The organism is Polaromonas sp., from assembly GCF_029945925.1.
Lineage (GTDB): Bacteria > Pseudomonadota > Gammaproteobacteria > Burkholderiales > Burkholderiaceae_C > Polaromonas.
In genome coordinates this window covers 109981-128131 of sequence record NZ_JAQSDN010000043.1, presented here as the reverse complement: position 1 = coordinate 128131, position 18151 = coordinate 109981, and the positions used below count along the sequence as shown (strand labels likewise).

General features: G+C 57.1%; 15 protein-coding genes. 14 read left to right on the top strand and 1 reads right to left on the bottom strand.

Going from position 1 to position 18151, the window contains the following annotated elements:
- Position 1: 1 nt before the first annotated feature.
- From PSV40_RS14830 to slmA, 14 genes are all read left to right on the top strand, one after another.
- Entirely contained in the window at positions 2-1576 is a 1575-nt protein-coding gene (locus PSV40_RS14830; protein ID WP_300539102.1) for an MBOAT family protein, read from the top strand.
- Entirely contained in the window at positions 1576-2595 is a 1020-nt protein-coding gene (locus PSV40_RS14825) for a hypothetical protein (protein ID WP_300539099.1), read from the top strand. The genes PSV40_RS14830 and PSV40_RS14825 overlap by 1 nt, the downstream gene beginning before the upstream one ends.
- A 6-nt stretch (positions 2596-2601) precedes the next feature.
- Positions 2602-3747, top strand: coding sequence for a glycosyltransferase family 4 protein (locus tag PSV40_RS14820; RefSeq protein WP_300539097.1), 1146 nt, complete (start codon positions 2602-2604; stop codon positions 3745-3747).
- Positions 3747-6617 carry a glycosyltransferase family 4 protein gene (locus tag PSV40_RS14815; protein ID WP_300539094.1) on the top strand — a complete coding sequence of 957 codons (2871 nt, stop codon included), beginning with the start codon at positions 3747-3749 and terminating at the stop codon, positions 6615-6617. The genes PSV40_RS14820 and PSV40_RS14815 overlap by 1 nt, the downstream gene beginning before the upstream one ends.
- The gene (locus tag PSV40_RS14810; RefSeq protein ID WP_300539091.1) at positions 6614-7468 is read left to right on the top strand and encodes an SDR family oxidoreductase; all 855 of its coding nucleotides are present in this window, start codon (positions 6614-6616) and stop codon (positions 7466-7468) included. Before PSV40_RS14815 ends, PSV40_RS14810 begins: the two co-directional genes overlap by 4 nt.
- Before the next feature lie 15 nt (positions 7469-7483).
- The gene (locus PSV40_RS14805; RefSeq protein ID WP_300539088.1) at positions 7484-8494 is read left to right on the top strand and encodes a polysaccharide biosynthesis protein; all 1011 of its coding nucleotides are present in this window, start codon (positions 7484-7486) and stop codon (positions 8492-8494) included.
- Positions 8487-9608 (top strand): UDP-N-acetylglucosamine 2-epimerase (non-hydrolyzing), encoded by a 1122-nt coding sequence (wecB, locus tag PSV40_RS14800; protein WP_300539085.1) that lies wholly within the window; start codon positions 8487-8489, stop codon positions 9606-9608. The genes PSV40_RS14805 and wecB overlap by 8 nt, the downstream gene beginning before the upstream one ends.
- Before the next feature lie 22 nt (positions 9609-9630).
- Positions 9631-10191, top strand: coding sequence for a sugar transferase (locus PSV40_RS14795; RefSeq protein ID WP_300539083.1), 561 nt, complete (start codon positions 9631-9633; stop codon positions 10189-10191).
- 51 nt (positions 10192-10242) lie between these two features.
- A complete protein-coding gene (locus PSV40_RS14790; protein ID WP_300539080.1) occupies positions 10243-10599 on the top strand; it encodes an H-NS histone family protein in 357 nt (118 codons plus the stop codon).
- 30 nt (positions 10600-10629) lie between these two features.
- Positions 10630-12510 carry a nucleoside-diphosphate sugar epimerase/dehydratase gene (locus PSV40_RS14785; protein ID WP_300539078.1) on the top strand — a complete coding sequence of 627 codons (1881 nt, stop codon included), beginning with the start codon at positions 10630-10632 and terminating at the stop codon, positions 12508-12510.
- A 56-nt stretch (positions 12511-12566) separates the two neighbouring features.
- Positions 12567-13478, top strand: a complete 912-nt coding sequence (gene argB, locus PSV40_RS14780) for an acetylglutamate kinase (protein WP_300539076.1) — start codon at positions 12567-12569, stop codon at positions 13476-13478.
- Between the two features lie 161 nt (positions 13479-13639).
- Entirely contained in the window at positions 13640-14335 is a 696-nt protein-coding gene (locus PSV40_RS14775; protein ID WP_300539074.1) for a response regulator transcription factor, read from the top strand.
- 87 nt (positions 14336-14422) lie between these two features.
- A complete protein-coding gene (locus tag PSV40_RS14770) occupies positions 14423-15838 on the top strand; it encodes a sensor histidine kinase (protein WP_300539246.1) in 1416 nt (471 codons plus the stop codon).
- Between the two features lie 148 nt (positions 15839-15986).
- Positions 15987-16622, top strand: coding sequence for a nucleoid occlusion factor SlmA (gene slmA, locus PSV40_RS14765; RefSeq protein WP_096697360.1), 636 nt, complete (start codon positions 15987-15989; stop codon positions 16620-16622).
- 90 nt (positions 16623-16712) lie between these two features.
- Here slmA and PSV40_RS14760 read toward each other — a convergent pair whose 3' ends face one another.
- Positions 16713-18149 carry a mannitol dehydrogenase family protein gene (locus PSV40_RS14760; protein ID WP_300539070.1) on the bottom strand — a complete coding sequence of 479 codons (1437 nt, stop codon included), beginning with the start codon at positions 18147-18149 and terminating at the stop codon, positions 16713-16715.
- Positions 18150-18151 lie beyond the last annotated feature (2 nt).

The window sequence follows — 18151 nt, the reverse complement described above, 5'->3', positions numbered from 1 at the left end:
CGTGCTTTTCAACTCCTACGAATTCTTGTTCCTATTTTTGCCGGTTGTATTTGCAGGTTTTTTCTTTCTTGCGCGTTTTGGGCACAACATCAGTGCGCTGTGGCTCTCGCTGGCTTCGCTGTTTTTTTATGGCTGGTGGTCACCCAAATATATCTGGTTGCTGCTGTTTTCCATTGTTTTTAACTACAGCATGGGCTACTTGGTTGGCCACGCACTGACGCGCACGCGAGCCAAGTCATTCCTGGTTCTTGCCGTTGTCGTGAACCTGGCGTTGTTGGGATTTTACAAATATGCGAACTTTTTCATTGGCAATATCAATGCCATCAGTGGTGATTCGATCTCTTTTGTCAGCATCGTCCTGCCTCTTGGAATCTCGTTCTTCACATTTACCCAGATAGCCTATCTGGTTGATGTTCACAGAGGCATCGCTCGTGAATACAACTTCAATCACTACCTGTTGTTCGTCACCTACTTCCCGCACTTGATCGCTGGTCCGGTACTTCATCACGGGCAAATGATGCCCCAGTTCGCCCGCAGCGAGACTTATCGAATACGGCTGGACAATGTCGCTGTTGGGTTGAGTATTTTTACAATAGGTCTGGTCAAGAAAGTGCTTCTTGCGGACAGTTTTGCCGAATACACAGGCCCTGTATTTTCCGCCGCGGAGCGGGGAATTCAGCCTGATTTCATTGAGGCATGGACAGGCGCGCTGGCTTTTACCCTGCAGCTGTACTTTGATTTTTCTGGCTATTGCGACATGGCTATCGGAGTCTCATTGCTGTTTGGAATCAAGCTGCCCATCAACTTCAACTCACCCTACAAAGCGTCCAGCATCATTGAATTCTGGCGGCGCTGGCACATGACACTTTCGCAATTCCTCCGTGATTACCTCTACATTCCTCTTGGGGGAAACCGTAAAGGCGCCACCTGGCGCCATGTCAATCTCGTGGTCACCATGGTGCTGGGGGGATTGTGGCACGGGGCAAACTGGACCTTCGTTATATGGGGAGCGTTGCACGGGGTATATCTGGTTATTAATCATGCTTGGCGCAGTATTTTTGGAAAATGGCTCCCTGTCCAAGGCATTCAGGGGAAAAGTTACCGTTTCGTCGCGGCGGCATTGACATTTGTATGTGTGGTAGTCGCCTGGATTTTTTTTCGGGCAGATTCTTTCAACGCGGCCGTCCTGCTGCTGAAGGGGTGCTTTGGCTATGGCGGGATTTCCCTGCCGTCCAAAGTGGGCGCGGTTGTCGAAAGTATTGGAGCCCTCGGCCGATTTCTACCGTCCGGAGTGAGTTTTGACGGCGTTTTTATCAATATTCCCGCCATGGGTGCCATGGGCGGTATTGGTCCATTTGCCAGGTTGCTGCTGGCGGGTATGTTCATTGTCTGGCTGGCGCCCAACTGCCAGGAGCTGTTCAACTATGACGGGCAAGGTCGAGCCAAGGCTGGTTTGGGCAAGTGGACGCTTGCCTGGCAACCCAAACCCTGGGTTGGAATTTTGCTTGGGTGCCTGTTTTATCTGGCAGTAAGCAAGCTCGACAAGGTAAGCCCATTTCTTTACTACCAGTTTTGATGAAACCTGATCGCAATTTTGTGGTTTATGTCGCGTGGTTTTCCGGAACGGCGCTTGTGCTGTTGCTGGCTGCCATCGGTTTATCACTGTTTTTTAAACCGCTTTCGGGTGACCTTACCCGTATTGGCAAATGGCCCGAGCGTGATTTTGGTCCAACCCTCTTGCAGTCATCTCCAGTGATACAGGCAAACGGCCCTTTGCTCACTCATCAGCAGATCCTTGTGCTGGGGGACTCCTTTTCGCATCCGAATATCTGGCAGTCGTACCTTTTCGAATCAAGCAAATTGGAAACACTGTCATTTGAGTTCAAGGATGTGGGGTGTATCGACAACTGGTTGAACTGGGTTGTTGCGCAGACTGCTTCGGACGTACGGACCATCATCATTGAGGTAGCTGAACGCAGCTTCGTTCCAGTTTTCAGAAGCGACAGGAGGTGTGCATCCAGCACACCCCTGGCGAGCGCCGCACCTGATAAAACACGGTCAACCAGCCTGATCCCTGGAGTAACGCTTGACGCGTTTTATCTTGTCCAGACGGCTGGAAACGCCCTGCGCATACGCTGGCAGGCGGGAAGCATCAATTCCGGTGAGGCGATCAATGTCCCTCTTTCAAATGCCAACCTGTTTTCGAATATCCAGGCAAACAGGCTCTTGTATTACGCGGAGGACGACAGCAAAAAAACCTGGACTCAGCAGGACATCGCTGCCGCTGTTGAAAACCTGAAAAATATCCAGAACCGACTGGGGAAATTGCGCCTGGTTATTGTTGTGGTGCCAGACAAGTCAACTGTTTACCGCTCTTATATGCTTCGTGCGGCGGCCACGGCCGAATACCCTGACATTTTTTCGTCCATCGCAGCCGCCGGGGTCGATTCGGTCGATCTGCGAAACCTGTTTCAGAAAAATGTAGCCAATACCATTGATCTTTATCTTCCCAACGATACTCATCTCAGTCCGTCCGGTTATCGCATCATGGCATCAGCGATCGCTGAACGGCTCCAGACTGCAGGCGAGAAATAAGCTGACATGAATGTCCTGAGTGTGTGCAGCAACTTTGACCCGGTGACAGGTGGCGGGGAAGCCGAGAGAACCTTTCAGATGGCCAGATTTTTAGGGTTGGCGGATGTGCGCTGCCGTATATTGACCATAGATACCGGCTTGAGTGATCAACGGAAAAAAGCCTTGGGCGATAGCGCAGTAATTGCACTGCCCTGCTTGTTCCGGCGCTTTTATGTGCCCCGGGTTTCGTTTCATCATATCCAGCGCTTGGTCGATGAATCCGACATCGTTCATCTGATCGGGCACTGGACGGTGCTAAACGCAGTGGTTTACTGGGCCATCCAAAGGGCGAGAAAGCCTTACGTCGTTTGTCCGGCTGGTGCACTTTCCATTTTCGGGCGGTCAAAACTTCTGAAGAAAATTTACAATCTGGCGGTTGGATCAAGGATAGTCAAAAACGCTACAACATGCATTGCCGTGACGCAGGCGGAAAAAGATTACTTTATTGCGTCAGGTATAGCGCCGGAGAAAGTCGTTGTGTTGCCTAATGGCATTGCGGAATCCGATTTTTTATCCCAAAACACGAAAGAATTTCGCAGCAGGCATTCGCTCGGTGCGCGGCGCTTTGTTCTTTTTGTCGGGCGCTTGAACGTGATAAAGGGCCCGGACCTCCTGCTGGAGGCATTTTGTATCCTCAAAGACAGGATCCTCGATGTTGATCTTGTGTTTGCGGGACCTGATGGAGGCATGTTGGAGCAGCTGAAGGCGATGGCTAAAAGTCATGGGGTTGAACAGCGTGTCCACTTTGTCGGCTATTTGGGGGGCGGCGAAAAATCGGATGCCTACCATGCTGCTGATCTCCTCGCGGTGCCTTCCCGGCATGAGGCCATGTCGATTGTGGCCATCGAGGCCGGTATGTGCGGGACTCCGGTTCTGTTGACAGATCAGTGCGGCTTTGAGCAGTTGCAGGAAGTAGGCGGTGGCTGGATAGTCCCTGCTTCAGTTCAAGGCTTGGAGCAGGGGCTACTGAATGTGTTATCGCAACCTGAAATCATCAAGCCTGCTGGATTGATGATCAAAAGGTTTGTTTCCCAATATTTCACGTGGAATGTTGTCGTTCTTTCATACATTGATTTGTATGAGCGGCTAATTCACATCAAGAAAAGAAACTGATGCCTGGGGATAAATATTTTTTATGGAACTCGATCCCAAATCTGATCTGGATTTTTGGGTTGATTTATTACCTTTATATAAGAAAAAGCATCGGTGCAGTATTGGTGGCCATGCTTATTTATCTTGGTCTGCACGGCGGGTATGCAATTTTTGCGGCGGCCACGGGTAGTGGAATAGATACTCTGAATGCGTTGCACTATCAGAGCAGCGATTTAGGCGTCAAACTGGTCGGTGCCGGTTTTCTGATTTATTGCGGCGTACTTTTAATTTTGCGCATGCAGCATCCATTGAATTCAATCAGGGGCAGTCCTTTTTTTAGACTGGATATTCTTCTTCTTCTGGCCTTGTTTCTGATGTCTATGGTTTATGGTGCAGTAAATTATCCAGGAATTTCTTCCGGAAAATTATTAACGATTTTGAAGGAGTCGATATTTTCCATTTGTATGTGGGCTGGCATGCTTGTATTTTCCATTGGAGTGAGCCAGGGGCGTGATTATTTTGTTTCCCGTCGGAAGGAGTGGCTCACAGCACTGGTTGTTTTGGGGCTACTTATGATCGCTGGCGGTTTTTATGAAATCGTCACTGGGGTAGTTTGGGCGGGGACATATTATGTGACCGGCTTTTCATATCGAACCAGCGGTACTTTGTTTAACCCGAACGTATTTGGGCTATGGAGTGCACTGATGGTGGCACTGATTTCGCTGGTGTTTCATCTGGGTTGGATTTCCCGCCGGATTGCTTTTGGCGCCATGTTGCTGGTCATATTGTCGCTTCTTCTGTCTTCCTCAAGAAGCGGGTTGATGTTGTCCATTGTCAATCTTTCCTCCGCTTCAATGCTACTGTTTTTCAGCAGAAAACATATACAACAAAAAGCACTCGACTGGCTTTGGCCGCCCCTCGCTTTTGTGTTCGCATTTGCTGCCTCTGCCTTGTTGATTACATATGCAACTCCTTCACCTTATGCATTCTTAAATACGCTGCGCGCAAATCTGCAAAGATTTTTGGAATTGCCAGTCGATATATTCTGGATCTTTGTGATGAAGGTTTTTTCCCCCACAATGCAGCATTTGGATCGGTGGCTGGTCTCGCTGTCAGAGTGGTTGCCAAAATCAGCCTTGATGGTAAAACTAACTGCTATTCTGCCGACGGCATTTGAAGATTTGGGTGGAAGTATCCAGTCTGCGGCTAACAGCATTGGGGCCGCGGCTAAAGGTATGGAGACTATGGCGGTTACGAGTGATGCCGGGAAAATGATGGAGTCCGTGAGTGGCCGCACGTTGCTCGAATATATCAGCGACAATTCTTTTATGTCGATATATGCTATTGGCGGCGCTGTATCGCTGACGATCTGGTTCTTGCTCTGGTCGGTGTTATTCTGGGTGGGGATCAAGAAGAGTCTAAATTCTCCGGGTATTTTCTCCGCCTATGCATTGACCGGACTTGCCTTTTGTTTTACCTCTGGATTGTTTTTGAGGACACCCCAGTTATTCCCAACCTGGGTATTTCTTTCAATGACGCTCGGCGCCTGCCTGAACTGGTGGTCGTCTGCAGGCGAAAATTCATCAGCCGCTAAAGCCGATTTCTCCAGCTTGAGTCCGGCCGGCCCTGCCAAAGCCCTCAAAGCAGATCAAAAAACCGTGCGCATCCTGATTGTCAGCCAGTATTTCTGGCCGGAAAGTTTTCGTATCAATGATCTGGTGAAGACCTTGGTGGAAAAAGGTGTTGATGTCGATGTGTTGACCGGGAAGCCTAATTACCCCGAAGGGCGGCTTCATTCCGGCTATCGTATTCTCGGTTGCCAGACCGAGCGATGGCATGGAGCAACGTTGTACCGTATCCCGTTGATTCCGCGTGGCAGCAAAGGTGCGCTACGGCTGGTTATCAATTATCTTTCGTTCATCTTTTCCGGTGTGGTTTTGGGACCTTGGCTGTTGAGATCGCGTGACTACGAAGCGATTTTTGTATACGGCGTTTCCCCCATTTTCCAGGCCATTCCGGCGTTGATGATTGGCTGGCTAAAACGAAGACCGGTAATCATCTGGGTTCAGGACTTGTGGCCGGAGAGCCTGGAAGCGACTGGGTATGTGAAGAATCGGGGGGTGCTCGCAAAAGTCGGCTGGTTGGTGGGCCTTGTCTATCGGCGTGCAGACCTGCTACTGGCCCAGTCCTGGGGTTTTCTGCCTTTTGTAAACGCGCTGGCGCCCGGAAAAACTGTCCGGTATTACCCCAACTCGGTTGACGATACCTTTGGTTCACCATCGACAGTGGTGCTCCCGGAGATTCCGGTGCTCGATCATGGCTTCCCGGTTGTTTTTGCTGGCAATATTGGCGCAGGCCAAGCTGTTGATGTCATTGTGCAAGCGGCGCATCTGCTAAAAGATCACTCCGACATCCGTTTTGTGGTGATCGGTCAGGGCAGTCGCCGGGACTGGATGCTCCAGCAGGTCGAGGTGCTGAAGCTGACGAATCTGCACCTTCCCGGAAGGTATCCCGTTGAGACCATGCCCGGCCTGATGCAGAAGGCAGGAGCATTGCTTGTTTCGCTTGCGGACGAGCCTATTTTTGCCGCTACGGTACCCAACAAGGTGCAAGCGTATATGGCCTCTGGCAGGCCTATCGTTGCGTCGTTGAACGGGGAGGGAGCACGTCTGGTCAATGAAGCCCATGCTGGACTGACTTGTCCGGCGGGTGATGCAAAGGCGCTCGCTGATGCCGTGCTGAGGCTTTTCCAAATGACGGCGGAGGACAGGGCAATACTTGGCGAGAATGGCAGGCGTTACTTCAAGGACCATTTCGATCACAACATGCTGACGGATCAGTTGATTGGGCACTTCAAGGCGGTTGCCGAAAACCACAGGAAAAAACAATGAGAATTCTGGTATTGGGAGCCAGCGGAATGATTGGAAGTGCCATGTTTCGTGTGCTTGGCGAAAACAAGGCGTGGGAGGTTTTTGGGACCCTGCGCTCCGCCGATGCAAAGCGCTTTTTCTCGGCTGCTGTTGCCAGCAAGCTGCTACCCGGGGTTGACATTGACAACCATGATGCACTCGTGCGGGTTTTCTCGCGGGTGCAGCCGGCGGTGGTCGTCAACTGCATCGGATTGACGAAGCACCACAAGGAATCCGACGATCCCGTCCTGGCGATCCCGATCAATGCCTTGTTGCCTCATCGCATTGCGGAGCTCTGTGCTGTGGCGCGTGCCCGGTTGATCCACGTGAGCACGGACTGTGTGTTTTCCGGCTTGAAGGGGGCCTATGTCGAGGATGACCCGGCTGATGCCCGGGACGTCTATGGCAAGACAAAGTTTTTGGGTGAAGTAAGTTATCCGCATGCCGTTACCCTACGCACCTCCACCATTGGCCATGAACTCCAAAGCACCTATGGGTTGCTCGCATGGTTTTTGTCACAGGAAGGTAAATGCAATGGTTTTGAGCGCGCCATTTTTTCCGGTTTACCGAGCACCGTGTTTGCGCAGGTTGTGCGCGACATCGTGATCCCCTGCACTGATCTGTCCGGCTTGTATCATGTCGGGGCCGAAGCCATCAATAAATTTGAATTGCTGTGTCTGATCGCAAAGGTCTATGGCAAGTCAATTGAGATCATCCGGGACGAGTCTTTTGCGATTAACCGCTCCCTTGTTTCTGAGCGTTTTTCCAAGGAAACCGGTTACATCGCGCCTTCCTGGCCGGAGTTAATTCAATCCATGTACGCATCAAGATAATGCGAGAGTGAAATAATGTTCAATAATAAAATATTAATGATCACGGGTGGTACGGGCTCTTTTGGCCACGCTGTGCTGAAGCGTTTCCTGTCAACCGATGTTCGGGAAATCCGGATTTTCAGCCGCGATGAAAAAAAACAGGAGGAGATGCGTATCGGCCTGAACAATGAAAAGCTGAAGTTCTATATCGGCGATATCCGCAATTACGACAGCATTCTTCAGGCGATGAAGGGGGTGGATTATGTATTCCACGCGGCAGCACTCAAACAGGTGCCTTCATGCGAATTCTATCCAATGGAGGCGGTGTTAACCAACGTTATTGGCGCCGAGAACGTCATGAATGCCGCCATTGAGAAGGGCGTGGAACGCGTGGTGGTGCTCAGTACGGACAAGGCGGTTTATCCCATCAATGCCATGGGCGTATCAAAAGCCATGATGGAGAAATTGATGGTGGCGAAGGCGCGCATGCAAAACGAAGGCGAAACCGTGCTCTGCGCAACACGCTACGGCAATGTGATGGCTTCCCGCGGTTCTGTCATTCCCTTGTTTGTCTCTCAGCTGCAGGAAGGCAAACCTCTCACGATCACCGATCCTGGAATGACCCGTTTTCTGATGTCGCTCGATGACTCGGTGAACTTGGTGCTGCATGCGTTTGAGCATGGTAAACAGGGCGATATTTTTGTCCAGAAAGCGCCGGCTTCAACGGTTGCGGACCTTGCGCAGGCGCTGATTTCGCTGTTTCCGGGGAAAAGCTCGGTGCGCACGATCGGCACCCGCCACGGAGAAAAGCTTTATGAAACCCTGGTGTCCAGGGAGGAGATGGCGAGGGTGGATGATATGGGCGACTACTACCGCATCCCGGCTGACAATCGAGACCTCAACTACGCCAAGTACTTCAGCGATGGGGAAGAGAAAATTTCCCATCTTGATGATTACACATCGCACAACACCCAGTTGCTGGACGTTGCGCAGATCAAAACCCTGCTGAAAAAGCTGGACTTCATTCAGGAAAAACTCAATGCTTAAGGTCATGACGATTGTTGGTACACGCCCGGAGCTCATCAAGATGAGTCGCGTGATTGCTGAACTGGACAAGCACACCCGCCATGTGCTTGTACACACCGGTCAGAACTACGACTATGAGCTCAACCAGATCTTTTTCGAGGATCTACAGATCCGAAAACCCGACTATTTCCTGGGTGCGGTCGGCGAGACGGCTGCCCAGACCATTGGGCAGGTGATCATCAAGGCGGACGAGGTGTTCGAGAAGGAAAAACCGGATGCGGTATTGCTTTATGGCGACACTAATTCCTGCCTTGCGGTGATTTCGGCGAAGCGGCGCAAGATCCCGGTATTCCACATGGAGGCGGGAAACAGATGCTTCGACCAGCGGGTGCCTGAAGAGCTGAACCGCAAGGTTCTGGATCACCTCAGCGACATCAACCTCGTTCTGACCGAGCACGCGCGGCGGTATTTGATCGCGGAAGGTATTCGCCCTGAAACCATTATTAAAACCGGCTCTCACATGGATGAGGTCTTGAAACACTACATGCCGGGCATAGAGGCATCGGATGTGCTGGGGCGCCTTGGCCTCAAGTCCAAACAGTTTTTTGTAGTCAGTGCGCACCGGGAAGAAAATGTTGACACGCCGGAAAATCTCCGCGATCTGGTCACAACCCTGAACCTCCTCGCCAGTACCTACGGGTATCCCATCATTGTTTCCACCCATCCACGCACACGCAAGCGGTTGGATGCTTTGGGATTGACCGACATCGACCCCTTGATCGATTTTGCAAAACCATTCGGCTTCTTTGATTTTGTCAAATTGCAGATGGAGTCGATGTGTGTGATTTCAGACAGTGGCACCATCACCGAAGAAGCGTCATTGCTGAATTTGCCGGCCATAACGATCCGTTATGCGCACGAGCGTCCTGAAGGCATGGACGAGGGTATTCTGATCATGTGTGGGCTCAAGTCGCAGGAAGTTCTGGATGCGGTGAAGGTGGTATGTGAGCAATCTGCCGAGTACGGGCCGATGCGCCCGGTTGCCGACTATGCGTCTGCGGACGTATCGCGAAAAATTGTTCGTTTGGTACTCAGTTATACGGGTTATATCAACCGCGTTGTCTGGCGCAAATGATGCCCGTTTCCCTGTTTGCCTGATGAAGCGTTTGTTTGATCTGTCGCTGGCAGTTCTGGCGATATGTATTTTCGCTTTGCCGCTACTGTTGTTGGCCTTGGCAGTCAAACTGACGTCTCCGGGTCCTGTCCTGTACTGGTCGGACCGCGTGGGACGGCGGAACATGATTTTCAGGATGCCGAAGTTCCGCAGCATGAAAATTGGTACGCCTGCAGTCGCCACCCATTTACTTGCTGATGCGAATAGTTATCTCACGCCGATCGGCAGCTTTTTACGGAAAAGCAGCCTGGATGAATTGCCCCAGTTATGGAGTATCGTCAAGGGCGACATGAGTTTTGTCGGACCCCGGCCAGCATTGTTTAATCAGCATGATTTGATCGAATTGCGCACGCGCAATGGCATTCATAATCTGTTGCCGGGCCTGACGGGATGGGCGCAGGTCAATGGACGCGATGAGTTGCCCATTCCACAAAAAGTGGCACTGGAAATTGAATATCTAAATAAAAAATCTTCCTTGCTGGATATAAAAATTATATGTTTGACATTTTTAAAGGTTTTGAGAAGAGATAATGTAACGCATTAGAATTATTTTCAAATTTCAGTCGAACGTTTTAAATCAATGAAAGGTGCCGGCATGAGTAATCTGGTTGAAATTCAAGGTCAAATTGAAAAATTGCAGAAACAGGCCAATGAAATCAAGTCGAGGGAGTTTGATAAAACAGTGCATGAAATACTGGTAATGATGGAAGCTTTTGGCATTACCGTCAAAGACCTCAGTTCCGGAAAATCGGGTGGCGCAAAGGTGAAGTCAAAGAAGGTGGCCGCGACCCGTGGGGGCGGTACTGGGAAAAAGAAAAGCACTTCTACGCTGGCAGCAAAATACCGGGGGCCGGCTGGTGAAACCTGGAGTGGGCGTGGCTTGACGCCGCGCTGGTTGGCCGCTTTGATGGCTCAAGGCAAAACCAAAGAAGAGTTCGCCGTCAAAAGCTAGTGTGAATCAGAGGGCAGGTCAGGGGGATCAATGCAGAGCAGAATTTTGAGCTGGCCACGGGTGGTCAAGCTGGCGGTGGTTATTGCGGTCGACGTTGTTCTGGCATTGCTTTCCACCTGGATAGCGTTCACGCTCAGACTGGATGAATTGCATTCGCCCAGCGAGGCGCAATGGTGGGTGTATGGACTGGCGCCGCTGCTGGCGATCCCTGTATTCATCAAGTTTGGTCTTTATCGGGCCATCTTCAGATACACAGGGCAAGCGGCGTTGAAAGCCACCGGGCAGGCCGTGGTGGTGTTTGGCATGGTCTTTATGGCTGTGTTGTTGTGGCAGCAGTGGCCCGGTGTGCCGCGTAGCGTGGGTGTGTTGCAGCCATTGATCTTTTTGCTGCTTGTGGGGACCAGCCGGGCAGTGGCCCGATTCTGGCTGGCGGGTCTGGGAAGTGCACAAAGGCCGGCCGAAGGCCGCCTCCTGATTTACGGCGCGGGCACGGCGGGTGTGCAAACAGCCTCGGCAATGGGCATCTCCAGGCAATTTTCTTTGCTGGGTTTTGTCGATGATGACGCGGCCAAGGTGGGCCGCAGTATCAACGGTGTACCGGTGTTCGCCCCGTCAGAAGTGCCTGGCTTGGTGGCCCGGCTGGGCGTGACGGACATTTTGCTGGCTTTGCCCAGCTCCTCCCGCGAACGGCGCAACCGGATCATCGACAGCCTGCGCTCGGTGCCTGTTCATATTCGCACCTTGCCGGGCTTGGCCGATTTGGCCACGGGGCGCGTCACGGTACAGGATTTCAAGGAACTTGACATTGAAGATCTGCTGGGCCGCGACACGGTGCCGCCCAACACGGACTTGCTGGCCCGCAATCTGGCAGACAAGGTAGTTCTTGTGACTGGTGCGGGTGGCAGCATCGGCAGTGAGTTGTGCCGGCAGATTCTGGCTGAACATCCTCGTCAGTTGCTGTTGCTGGACCACAACGAATTTGGTCTTTACAGCATTCACCAGGAATTGCAGGGTCTGTGTGTGGCTCAAAGATTTGGCTGCGAACTGGTGCCGCTGTTGGGAAGTGTGGCCAGCCCCCGGCGCCTGCAGGAAATCTGCCACACCTACCGACCTGCTACGGTTTACCATGCGGCGGCCTACAAGCATGTGCCCATGGTGGAATCCAATCCGGCAGAGGGCATTGCCAATAATGTTTTCGGTACGCTCAACATGGCGCGCGCAGCCATTGAAAGTGGAGTCACCCAGTTCATACTGGTGTCTACTGACAAGGCTGTGCGCCCCACCAACGTCATGGGGGCCAGCAAGCGCATGGCCGAACTTGTTTTGCAGGCTTTGGCTGGGCAAGCCGGAGAATCAACCACATGTTTTGGCATGGTTCGCTTCGGCAACGTGCTGGGTTCCAGCGGCAGTGTGGTCCCCCTGTTTCGCAGGCAGCTCGCCAGTGGCGGCCCGTTGACGGTAACGCACCCGGAAGTCACCCGGTATTTCATGACCATTCCCGAGGCGGCCCAGTTGGTGCTGCAGGCAGGTGCCATGGCTGGAGGCGGTGAAGTGTTTGTGCTGGACATGGGCGAGCCCGTCAGAATCATGGATCTGGCCCGCCGTATGGTGGAGCTGTCTGGCCTGAGCGTGCGCGACGAAGTCAATGTGAGCGGTGATATTGAAATTGCAATCACGGGTTTGCGACCCGGTGAAAAACTGTACGAAGAGTTGCTGATTGGCGACAACCCGTCGTCCACCACACACCCGCGCATCATGAAAGCGCATGAAGATTACCTGACTTGGCCCGTCCTCGAAGTGCACTTGCAGACACTGCGACGTGCCGCTGACAGCAGCGATGTGCCCGCCATCAAGGCCGTGCTTCGGGCATGTGTCCACGGTTATGGCGGGCAGGCTGCCCAGTCCACCTGAATTCCCGATCTTGCTGCTATGCAGCACAATTTGGTCCTCCACTAAAAAATCCCGCAATGAACCATTCTTCCCACTCCGACCCCGACCTCTCCCACGTAGGCCCGCGCGACAAGGCCGAAATCCTGGCGCAGGCGCTGCCCTACATCCGCAAGTTCCACGGCAAGACGCTGGTCATCAAGTACGGCGGCAATGCCATGACCGACCCGGCGCTGCAGGCGGACTTTGCCGAGGATGTGGTTCTGCTCAAGCTGGTCGGCATGAACCCGGTGGTGGTGCATGGCGGCGGGCCGCAGATTGAAACGGCACTGAACCGCCTCGGCAAAAAGGGGCAATTCGTCCAGGGCATGCGCGTGACCGATGAGGAAACCATGGAAGTGGTGGAGTGGGTGCTGGCGGGCCAGGTGCAGCAGGATATCGTGGGCCTGATCAACCAGGCCGGCGGCAAGGCGGTGGGCCTGACCGGGCGCGACGGCGGCCTGATCCGGGCGCAGAAACTCAAGATGGCCGACAAGGACGACCCGGCCAAGGAGCACGACATCGGGTTTGTCGGCGATATCCTCAGCATCGACCCCAGTGTCGTCAAGGCGCTGCAGGACGACGCCTTCATTCCCGTGATCAGCCCGATCGGCTTTGGCGAGCACAATGAAAGCTACAACATCAACGCCGATGTGGTGGCGGGCAAGCTGGCCATTGTGCTGAAGGCCGAAAAGCTGGTGCTGCTGACGAACACGCCCGGTGTGCTCAACAAGGCCGGCGAACTGCTGACCGACCTCAGCGCCCGTGAAATCGACGAGCTGTTTGCCGACGGCACCATCTCGGGCGGCATGTTGCCCAAGATCGAGGGTGCGCTGGACGCGGCCAAAAGCGGGGTGAACTCGGTGCACATCATCGACGGCCGCGTGCCACACGCCATGCTGCTGGAGATCCTGACCGACCAGGCGTACGGCACCATGATCCGATCGCACTGAAAACGCGCCCATGAAGCTACTGCGCGTCTGCCATGCGTTGTTGCGCGGTGCTCGCAATCCTCATGTGCCTGAAGCACATTCCGGTTGCTGTGCTCCGTGCGCCTAGCCTGACAGCCGCTCGCAACGCTTCCTGAACGCGTTTTCCAACTTACTCCAGTCTTATGAGACTTCTCCTCGTTGAAGACGACGTGATGCTGGCCAGCGGCATCAAGCTGGGGCTGTCCGATGCCGGTTACGCGGTGGACTGGGTCGGCAGTGCCGAGCGTGCCGAAGAGGTGCTGCAGGGCGAGAGTTTTGACGCCGCCATCATCGACATCGGCCTGCCCAAAATTGACGGCCTGGAGCTCACGCGCCGGCTGCGCGTGCGGGGGCTGGCCATGCCGGTGCTGATCCTCACGGCGCGCGACGCCCTGGAAGACCGGGTGCAGGGCCTGGACCTGGGGGCGGACGACTACATGGTCAAGCCCTTTGAACTGCCCGAACTGCTCGCGCGCCTGCGTGCGCTGCTGCGCCGCTCGCAGGCGGCCACCAGCGCCATGTTGAGTTTCGGCGCATTGGAGCTTGACTCGGCGAACCGCCAGGCGCGCGCCAACGGCCAGCTGATTGATCTGGGACCGCGCGAATGGACGGTGATGGAGTATTTGCTCATCCACGCGCCCAAACCTGCCAGCAAGGAAAAACTGCTCGCCGCGCTGACCGGCTGGGACAAGGAAATCACCCCCAACGCGATCGAGGTCTACGTCTCGCGCCTGCGTGGCAAGCTGGAGCCGCACGGCATCGCCCTGCGGTCCATTCGCGGCTTTGGTTACCGGCTGGAGCTGGTGGGCGGCGGGTCGCTGGACGCGCCGGCCGGCTAGGCTAACCTGATGCGTGAGAACACCGGCGCTGACCCGGCCACGGCGGCTGTCGCGGAAAAAACCGCCGCCTTGCGCGTACCTGCGGCCATGAAATCCGGGCTGCAGCGCCGCCTGCTGCTGCTGCTGCTGGCACCCCTGAGCCTGTTTGCCTTGGTGAGTATTTACTTCGACTACGAGGCGGCGGGCAACGCCGCCCTGCAGCAGGACCAGCAACTGCGGCGCCTGACGCCCCTGCTGGCCGACTCGGTGCTCGCCCCCGGCCGCACGGCCGACGACAGCCCGGTGATGCTGCTGGCGCCGCCGGTCGAGGAGTTCATCAAGGCGCGCGCCGGGTTTGCCGGTTACCGGGTGTCGGATGCCGAAGGCCGTTTTCTGGCCGGCGACGCCTGGATCAGCATGGTGGTGCCCACCACCCGCGAGCCCGAGTTTCACAGCATGGAGGAAAACGGCGTCACCTACCGGGTGGTGGTGCAGCGCGTCAGAACCGCGGCGGGCGAGCTGATCCTGCAGCTGGCCGATGGCTCGGATGCCCGCCAGCAGTGGGTGCGTTCGGTGTTTTTCAAGGTGCTGCTGCCCAACCTGATTCTGGTGCTGGCCGCCGCCCTGGCCGTCAACTGGGCCGTCAACCGGGCCCTGCGGCCCTTGCTGGCGCTCAAGGATGCGGTCGAGCGCCGGTCCCCGCGCGACCTCAGCGCCATCGACCCGCAGAGCACGCCGGGCGAAGTGCGGCCGCTGGTGGCCTCACTGAACCGCCTGTTTGCGCTGGTCAACGACCAGGCCGAGGGCCAGCGCCGCTTTGTGGCCGATGCCGCGCATCAGCTGCGCACCCCGCTGGCGGGGCTGCAGGCCCAGGTGGAAGCCTGGGCGCAGGCGGCCATGGCGCCCGCGGCAGGCCGGCAGCTGACCCTGTCGGCCGACAAGATCATGGCGCTGCGCAGCGCCACCCGGCGTACCTCGCAGCTGGCCAACCAGCTGCTGGCCCTGTCGCGGGCCGATGCCTCCCAGATGGCGGGCCAGCCGGTGCATCGGGTGGACCTCAAGGACCTGTGCGAGTCGGTGCTGGCCCTGCACCTGGATGCGGCCTCGGCCAAAGGCATCGACCTGGGGCTGGAAGTGCGTTTTGCCCAGGTCTCGGGCCACGCGTGGCTGCTGCGCGAACTGCTCGGCAACCTGGTGGACAACGCCGTCAAGTACACGGCGCCGGGCGGCACGGTCACGATACGCTGCGGCCCGCTGGAGACGCGGGATGCGGCGGGCGAGGCGCAGGTTTTTCTCGAGGTGGAAGACGACGGGCCGGGCATCCCTGCCGCCGAGCGCGCCCGCGTGCTGGAGCGTTTTTACCGGGTGCCCGGCACCGGCGGGGAGGGCAACGGGCTGGGGCTGGCGATCGCCGACGAAATCGCGCGCGCCCACCGAGCGCAGCTGACGCTGGAGGCCGCCGGCAGCCGGGAGGGTGTCGCCTGCGGCCTACGGGTGCGGCTGGTGATGCGTTCCCCAACCTGAGCGCGCCCGAAAAACCACGTTGTTGCAGGGCCGGGCACGCGGGTTTGCCCCTGACCGGCGCCGGCCGAAAGCCCCCTCTGGCTGTGCGAGAATCCAAAGCGTCGGCCCAGTTTTGAAACATCTCTTACAACAACGCACTGCATGCCCTATGTCCGAGTTTGAGTCTGACGTGAGTCCCGAGCTCTCCACGCCGGCTGCGCCGCGCAAGCGCCCCAAGCCGGGCGAGCGCCGCGTGCAGATCCTGCAGGCGCTCGCGACCATGCTGGAGCAGCCCGGTGCGGAGCGCATCACCACCTCGGCCCTGGCGGCCCGGCTCGAGGTCAGTGAGGCGGCGCTATACCGCCACTTTGCCAGCAAGGCACAGATGTTTGAGGGCCTGATCGAGTTCATCGAGCAGACCGTGTTCACCCTGGTCAACCAGATCGCCGAACGCGAGACCGACCCGGCGCAGCGCACCCGCCGGCTGGTCATCATGCTGCTGCAGTTTGCCGAGAAAAACCCCGGCATGACCCGCGTGATGGCCGGCGACGCCCTGGTGTTCGAAAACGAACGCCTGCAGGAGCGCATGAACCAGTTTTTCGACAAGCTCGAGTCCAGCCTCAAGCAAAACCTGCGCGATGCGGCCGGGGCCGACGGCGCCGCCACACCGACCGTCCAGGCGCAGGTTCAGGCCTCGGTCATCGTGGCTTTCATGATGGGTCGCCTGCAGCGCTTCTCGCGCTCGGGCTTCAAGCGCCTGCCAACCGAGCACCTCGACGCCAGCCTGGCCGTGGTGCTGGGTTAATCCTCACTCTCAAAAGGAGAGCATCTCGCGCCCGATCCGTAAGGGCTGGAGGCCGATTTTGTTCACAACGCCGGGGTGCCGGTCACGGGCTCAGGCGTCGTCCAGGTTGGCCTGCAGCTGCGCCAGCGCCGCCAGGATTCCGAGCCGGTCGATGAGGTCCAACTGCCGCGCCACCAGTGCCAGCCAGTGCGTGTTGTCCGGCAGGACCTCGCCCCAGATCACCCGCAATGTGCCCAGCGCCTGCACGGTAGCCGCGGCATCGCCGGCATGGGCCAGCGCCAGCGCCTGCAGTTCGCCGGCCATCGGGTCGTTCATGGCATAAGCGCCTCCCTGCTCGTCGCTGCCGCGCACATAACGCATCCAGGCCGCGGCGGCAAACGCGAGGCGGTCCACCGGCAGGCCGGCGCGCAGCGCGCCCAGCACCGAGGGCGGCCAGCGCTGCGGGATCTTCTGCGAGGAATCGGTGGCGATCTGGTGCACGCTGTGTTGCAGCGCGGGGTTGGCAAACCGTGCGAGCAGGGCGTCCCGGTAGCCGGCCCAGTCCGGGCGGCTGAGCTGGGGGCCGACCTCGTGGGTCATCAGGCCGTGGATGAAGCTGCGCACCGCCGGCTGGGTGATGCATTCGCCGATCACTGGCCAGCCGGCCACCGCGCCCAAACAGGCCATGGCGGTGTGGCTGCCGTTGAGCAGGCGCAGCTTGGCGTCCTCGAACGGGGCCACGTCGTCCACCACCGTCACGCCGGCGGCGGCCAGCACATCGGCGTCGCCAGAGTCGGCAAAGCGCCGCTCAATCACCCACTCCCAGAAGGCCTCGGTGCCCAGGGCAGCTTCGTCGGCCACACCCAGGGCCTCGTGCGCGGCGGCCAGGCGCTGCGGCGTGGCCGCGGGCACGATGCGGTCCACCATGCTGTTGGGGAAGGCGCAGGTGCGCTCGACCCAGTCCGCCAGAGCGGGGCTCAGCTGCCGCGCGGCGTTCACACACAGGGCCTGTAGCTTGCGCCCGTTGTGCGCCAGGTTGTCGCAGGACGCAATGGTCAGGCCCGGCAGGCCGGCGGCATGGCGCGCGGCCAGGCCTTGCACCAGCAGGTCGGCCAGGGCCGGCCCGTAGCCTTTTTCCGTGACGGTCAGCGTGACCCAGCGCGTGGCGGGCGCCGCCAGCGCCTGCACCACCCGGGCCGGCTCGCGCGCGGCGACGGCGGTCTGCCAGATCGCGCCGCCGACCTGCCATTGGCTGCCGGCGCTGCTGGCCACCTGCACCGCGTAGAGGCCGTCCTGCGCGTTCAAGGCATCGGCCAGCTGCGTGCTGCGCATGGCCACGCCGAACACGCCCCAGCGCGTGTCGCCGCGCTGCAGCAGCGCATCAAACACCAGCGCCTGGTGCGCACGGTGGAAGGCGCCCAGGCCGAGGTGCACGACGCCGGGCAGGCCCTGGCGCGGGTAGGTCGGGACCGGGATGCCGCGCGCGGCGAGGGCGGGCAGGCAGGCGCTGCTCAGCCGGGTCGCCGTTTCAGCAGACTTCATGGTCATTT

What these genes read in the sequence shown, in the direction of transcription:
- PSV40_RS14820 (WP_300539097.1), top strand. Translation starts at nt 2,602, where the DNA reads ATGAATGTCCTGAGTGTGTGCAGCAACTTTGACCCGGTGACAGGTGGC.
- wecB (WP_300539085.1), top strand. Translation starts at nt 8,487, where the DNA reads ATGCTTAAGGTCATGACGATTGTTGGTACACGCCCGGAGCTCATCAAG.
- PSV40_RS14815 (WP_300539094.1), top strand. Translation starts at nt 3,747, where the DNA reads ATGCCTGGGGATAAATATTTTTTATGGAACTCGATCCCAAATCTGATC.
- PSV40_RS14790 (WP_300539080.1), top strand. Translation starts at nt 10,243, where the DNA reads ATGAGTAATCTGGTTGAAATTCAAGGTCAAATTGAAAAATTGCAGAAA.
- PSV40_RS14810 (WP_300539091.1), top strand. Translation starts at nt 6,614, where the DNA reads ATGAGAATTCTGGTATTGGGAGCCAGCGGAATGATTGGAAGTGCCATG.
- PSV40_RS14770 (WP_300539246.1), top strand. Translation starts at nt 14,423, where the DNA reads ATGAAATCCGGGCTGCAGCGCCGCCTGCTGCTGCTGCTGCTGGCACCC.
- PSV40_RS14805 (WP_300539088.1), top strand. Translation starts at nt 7,484, where the DNA reads ATGTTCAATAATAAAATATTAATGATCACGGGTGGTACGGGCTCTTTT.
- slmA (WP_096697360.1), top strand. Translation starts at nt 15,987, where the DNA reads ATGTCCGAGTTTGAGTCTGACGTGAGTCCCGAGCTCTCCACGCCGGCT.
- PSV40_RS14825 (WP_300539099.1), top strand. Translation starts at nt 1,576, where the DNA reads ATGAAACCTGATCGCAATTTTGTGGTTTATGTCGCGTGGTTTTCCGGA.
- PSV40_RS14795 (WP_300539083.1), top strand. Translation starts at nt 9,631, where the DNA reads ATGAAGCGTTTGTTTGATCTGTCGCTGGCAGTTCTGGCGATATGTATT.
- PSV40_RS14775 (WP_300539074.1), top strand. Translation starts at nt 13,640, where the DNA reads ATGAGACTTCTCCTCGTTGAAGACGACGTGATGCTGGCCAGCGGCATC.
- PSV40_RS14760 (WP_300539070.1), bottom strand. Translation starts at nt 18,149, where the DNA reads ATGACCATGAAGTCTGCTGAAACGGCGACCCGGCTGAGCAGCGCCTGC.
- PSV40_RS14785 (WP_300539078.1), top strand. Translation starts at nt 10,630, where the DNA reads ATGCAGAGCAGAATTTTGAGCTGGCCACGGGTGGTCAAGCTGGCGGTG.
- argB (WP_300539076.1), top strand. Translation starts at nt 12,567, where the DNA reads ATGAACCATTCTTCCCACTCCGACCCCGACCTCTCCCACGTAGGCCCG.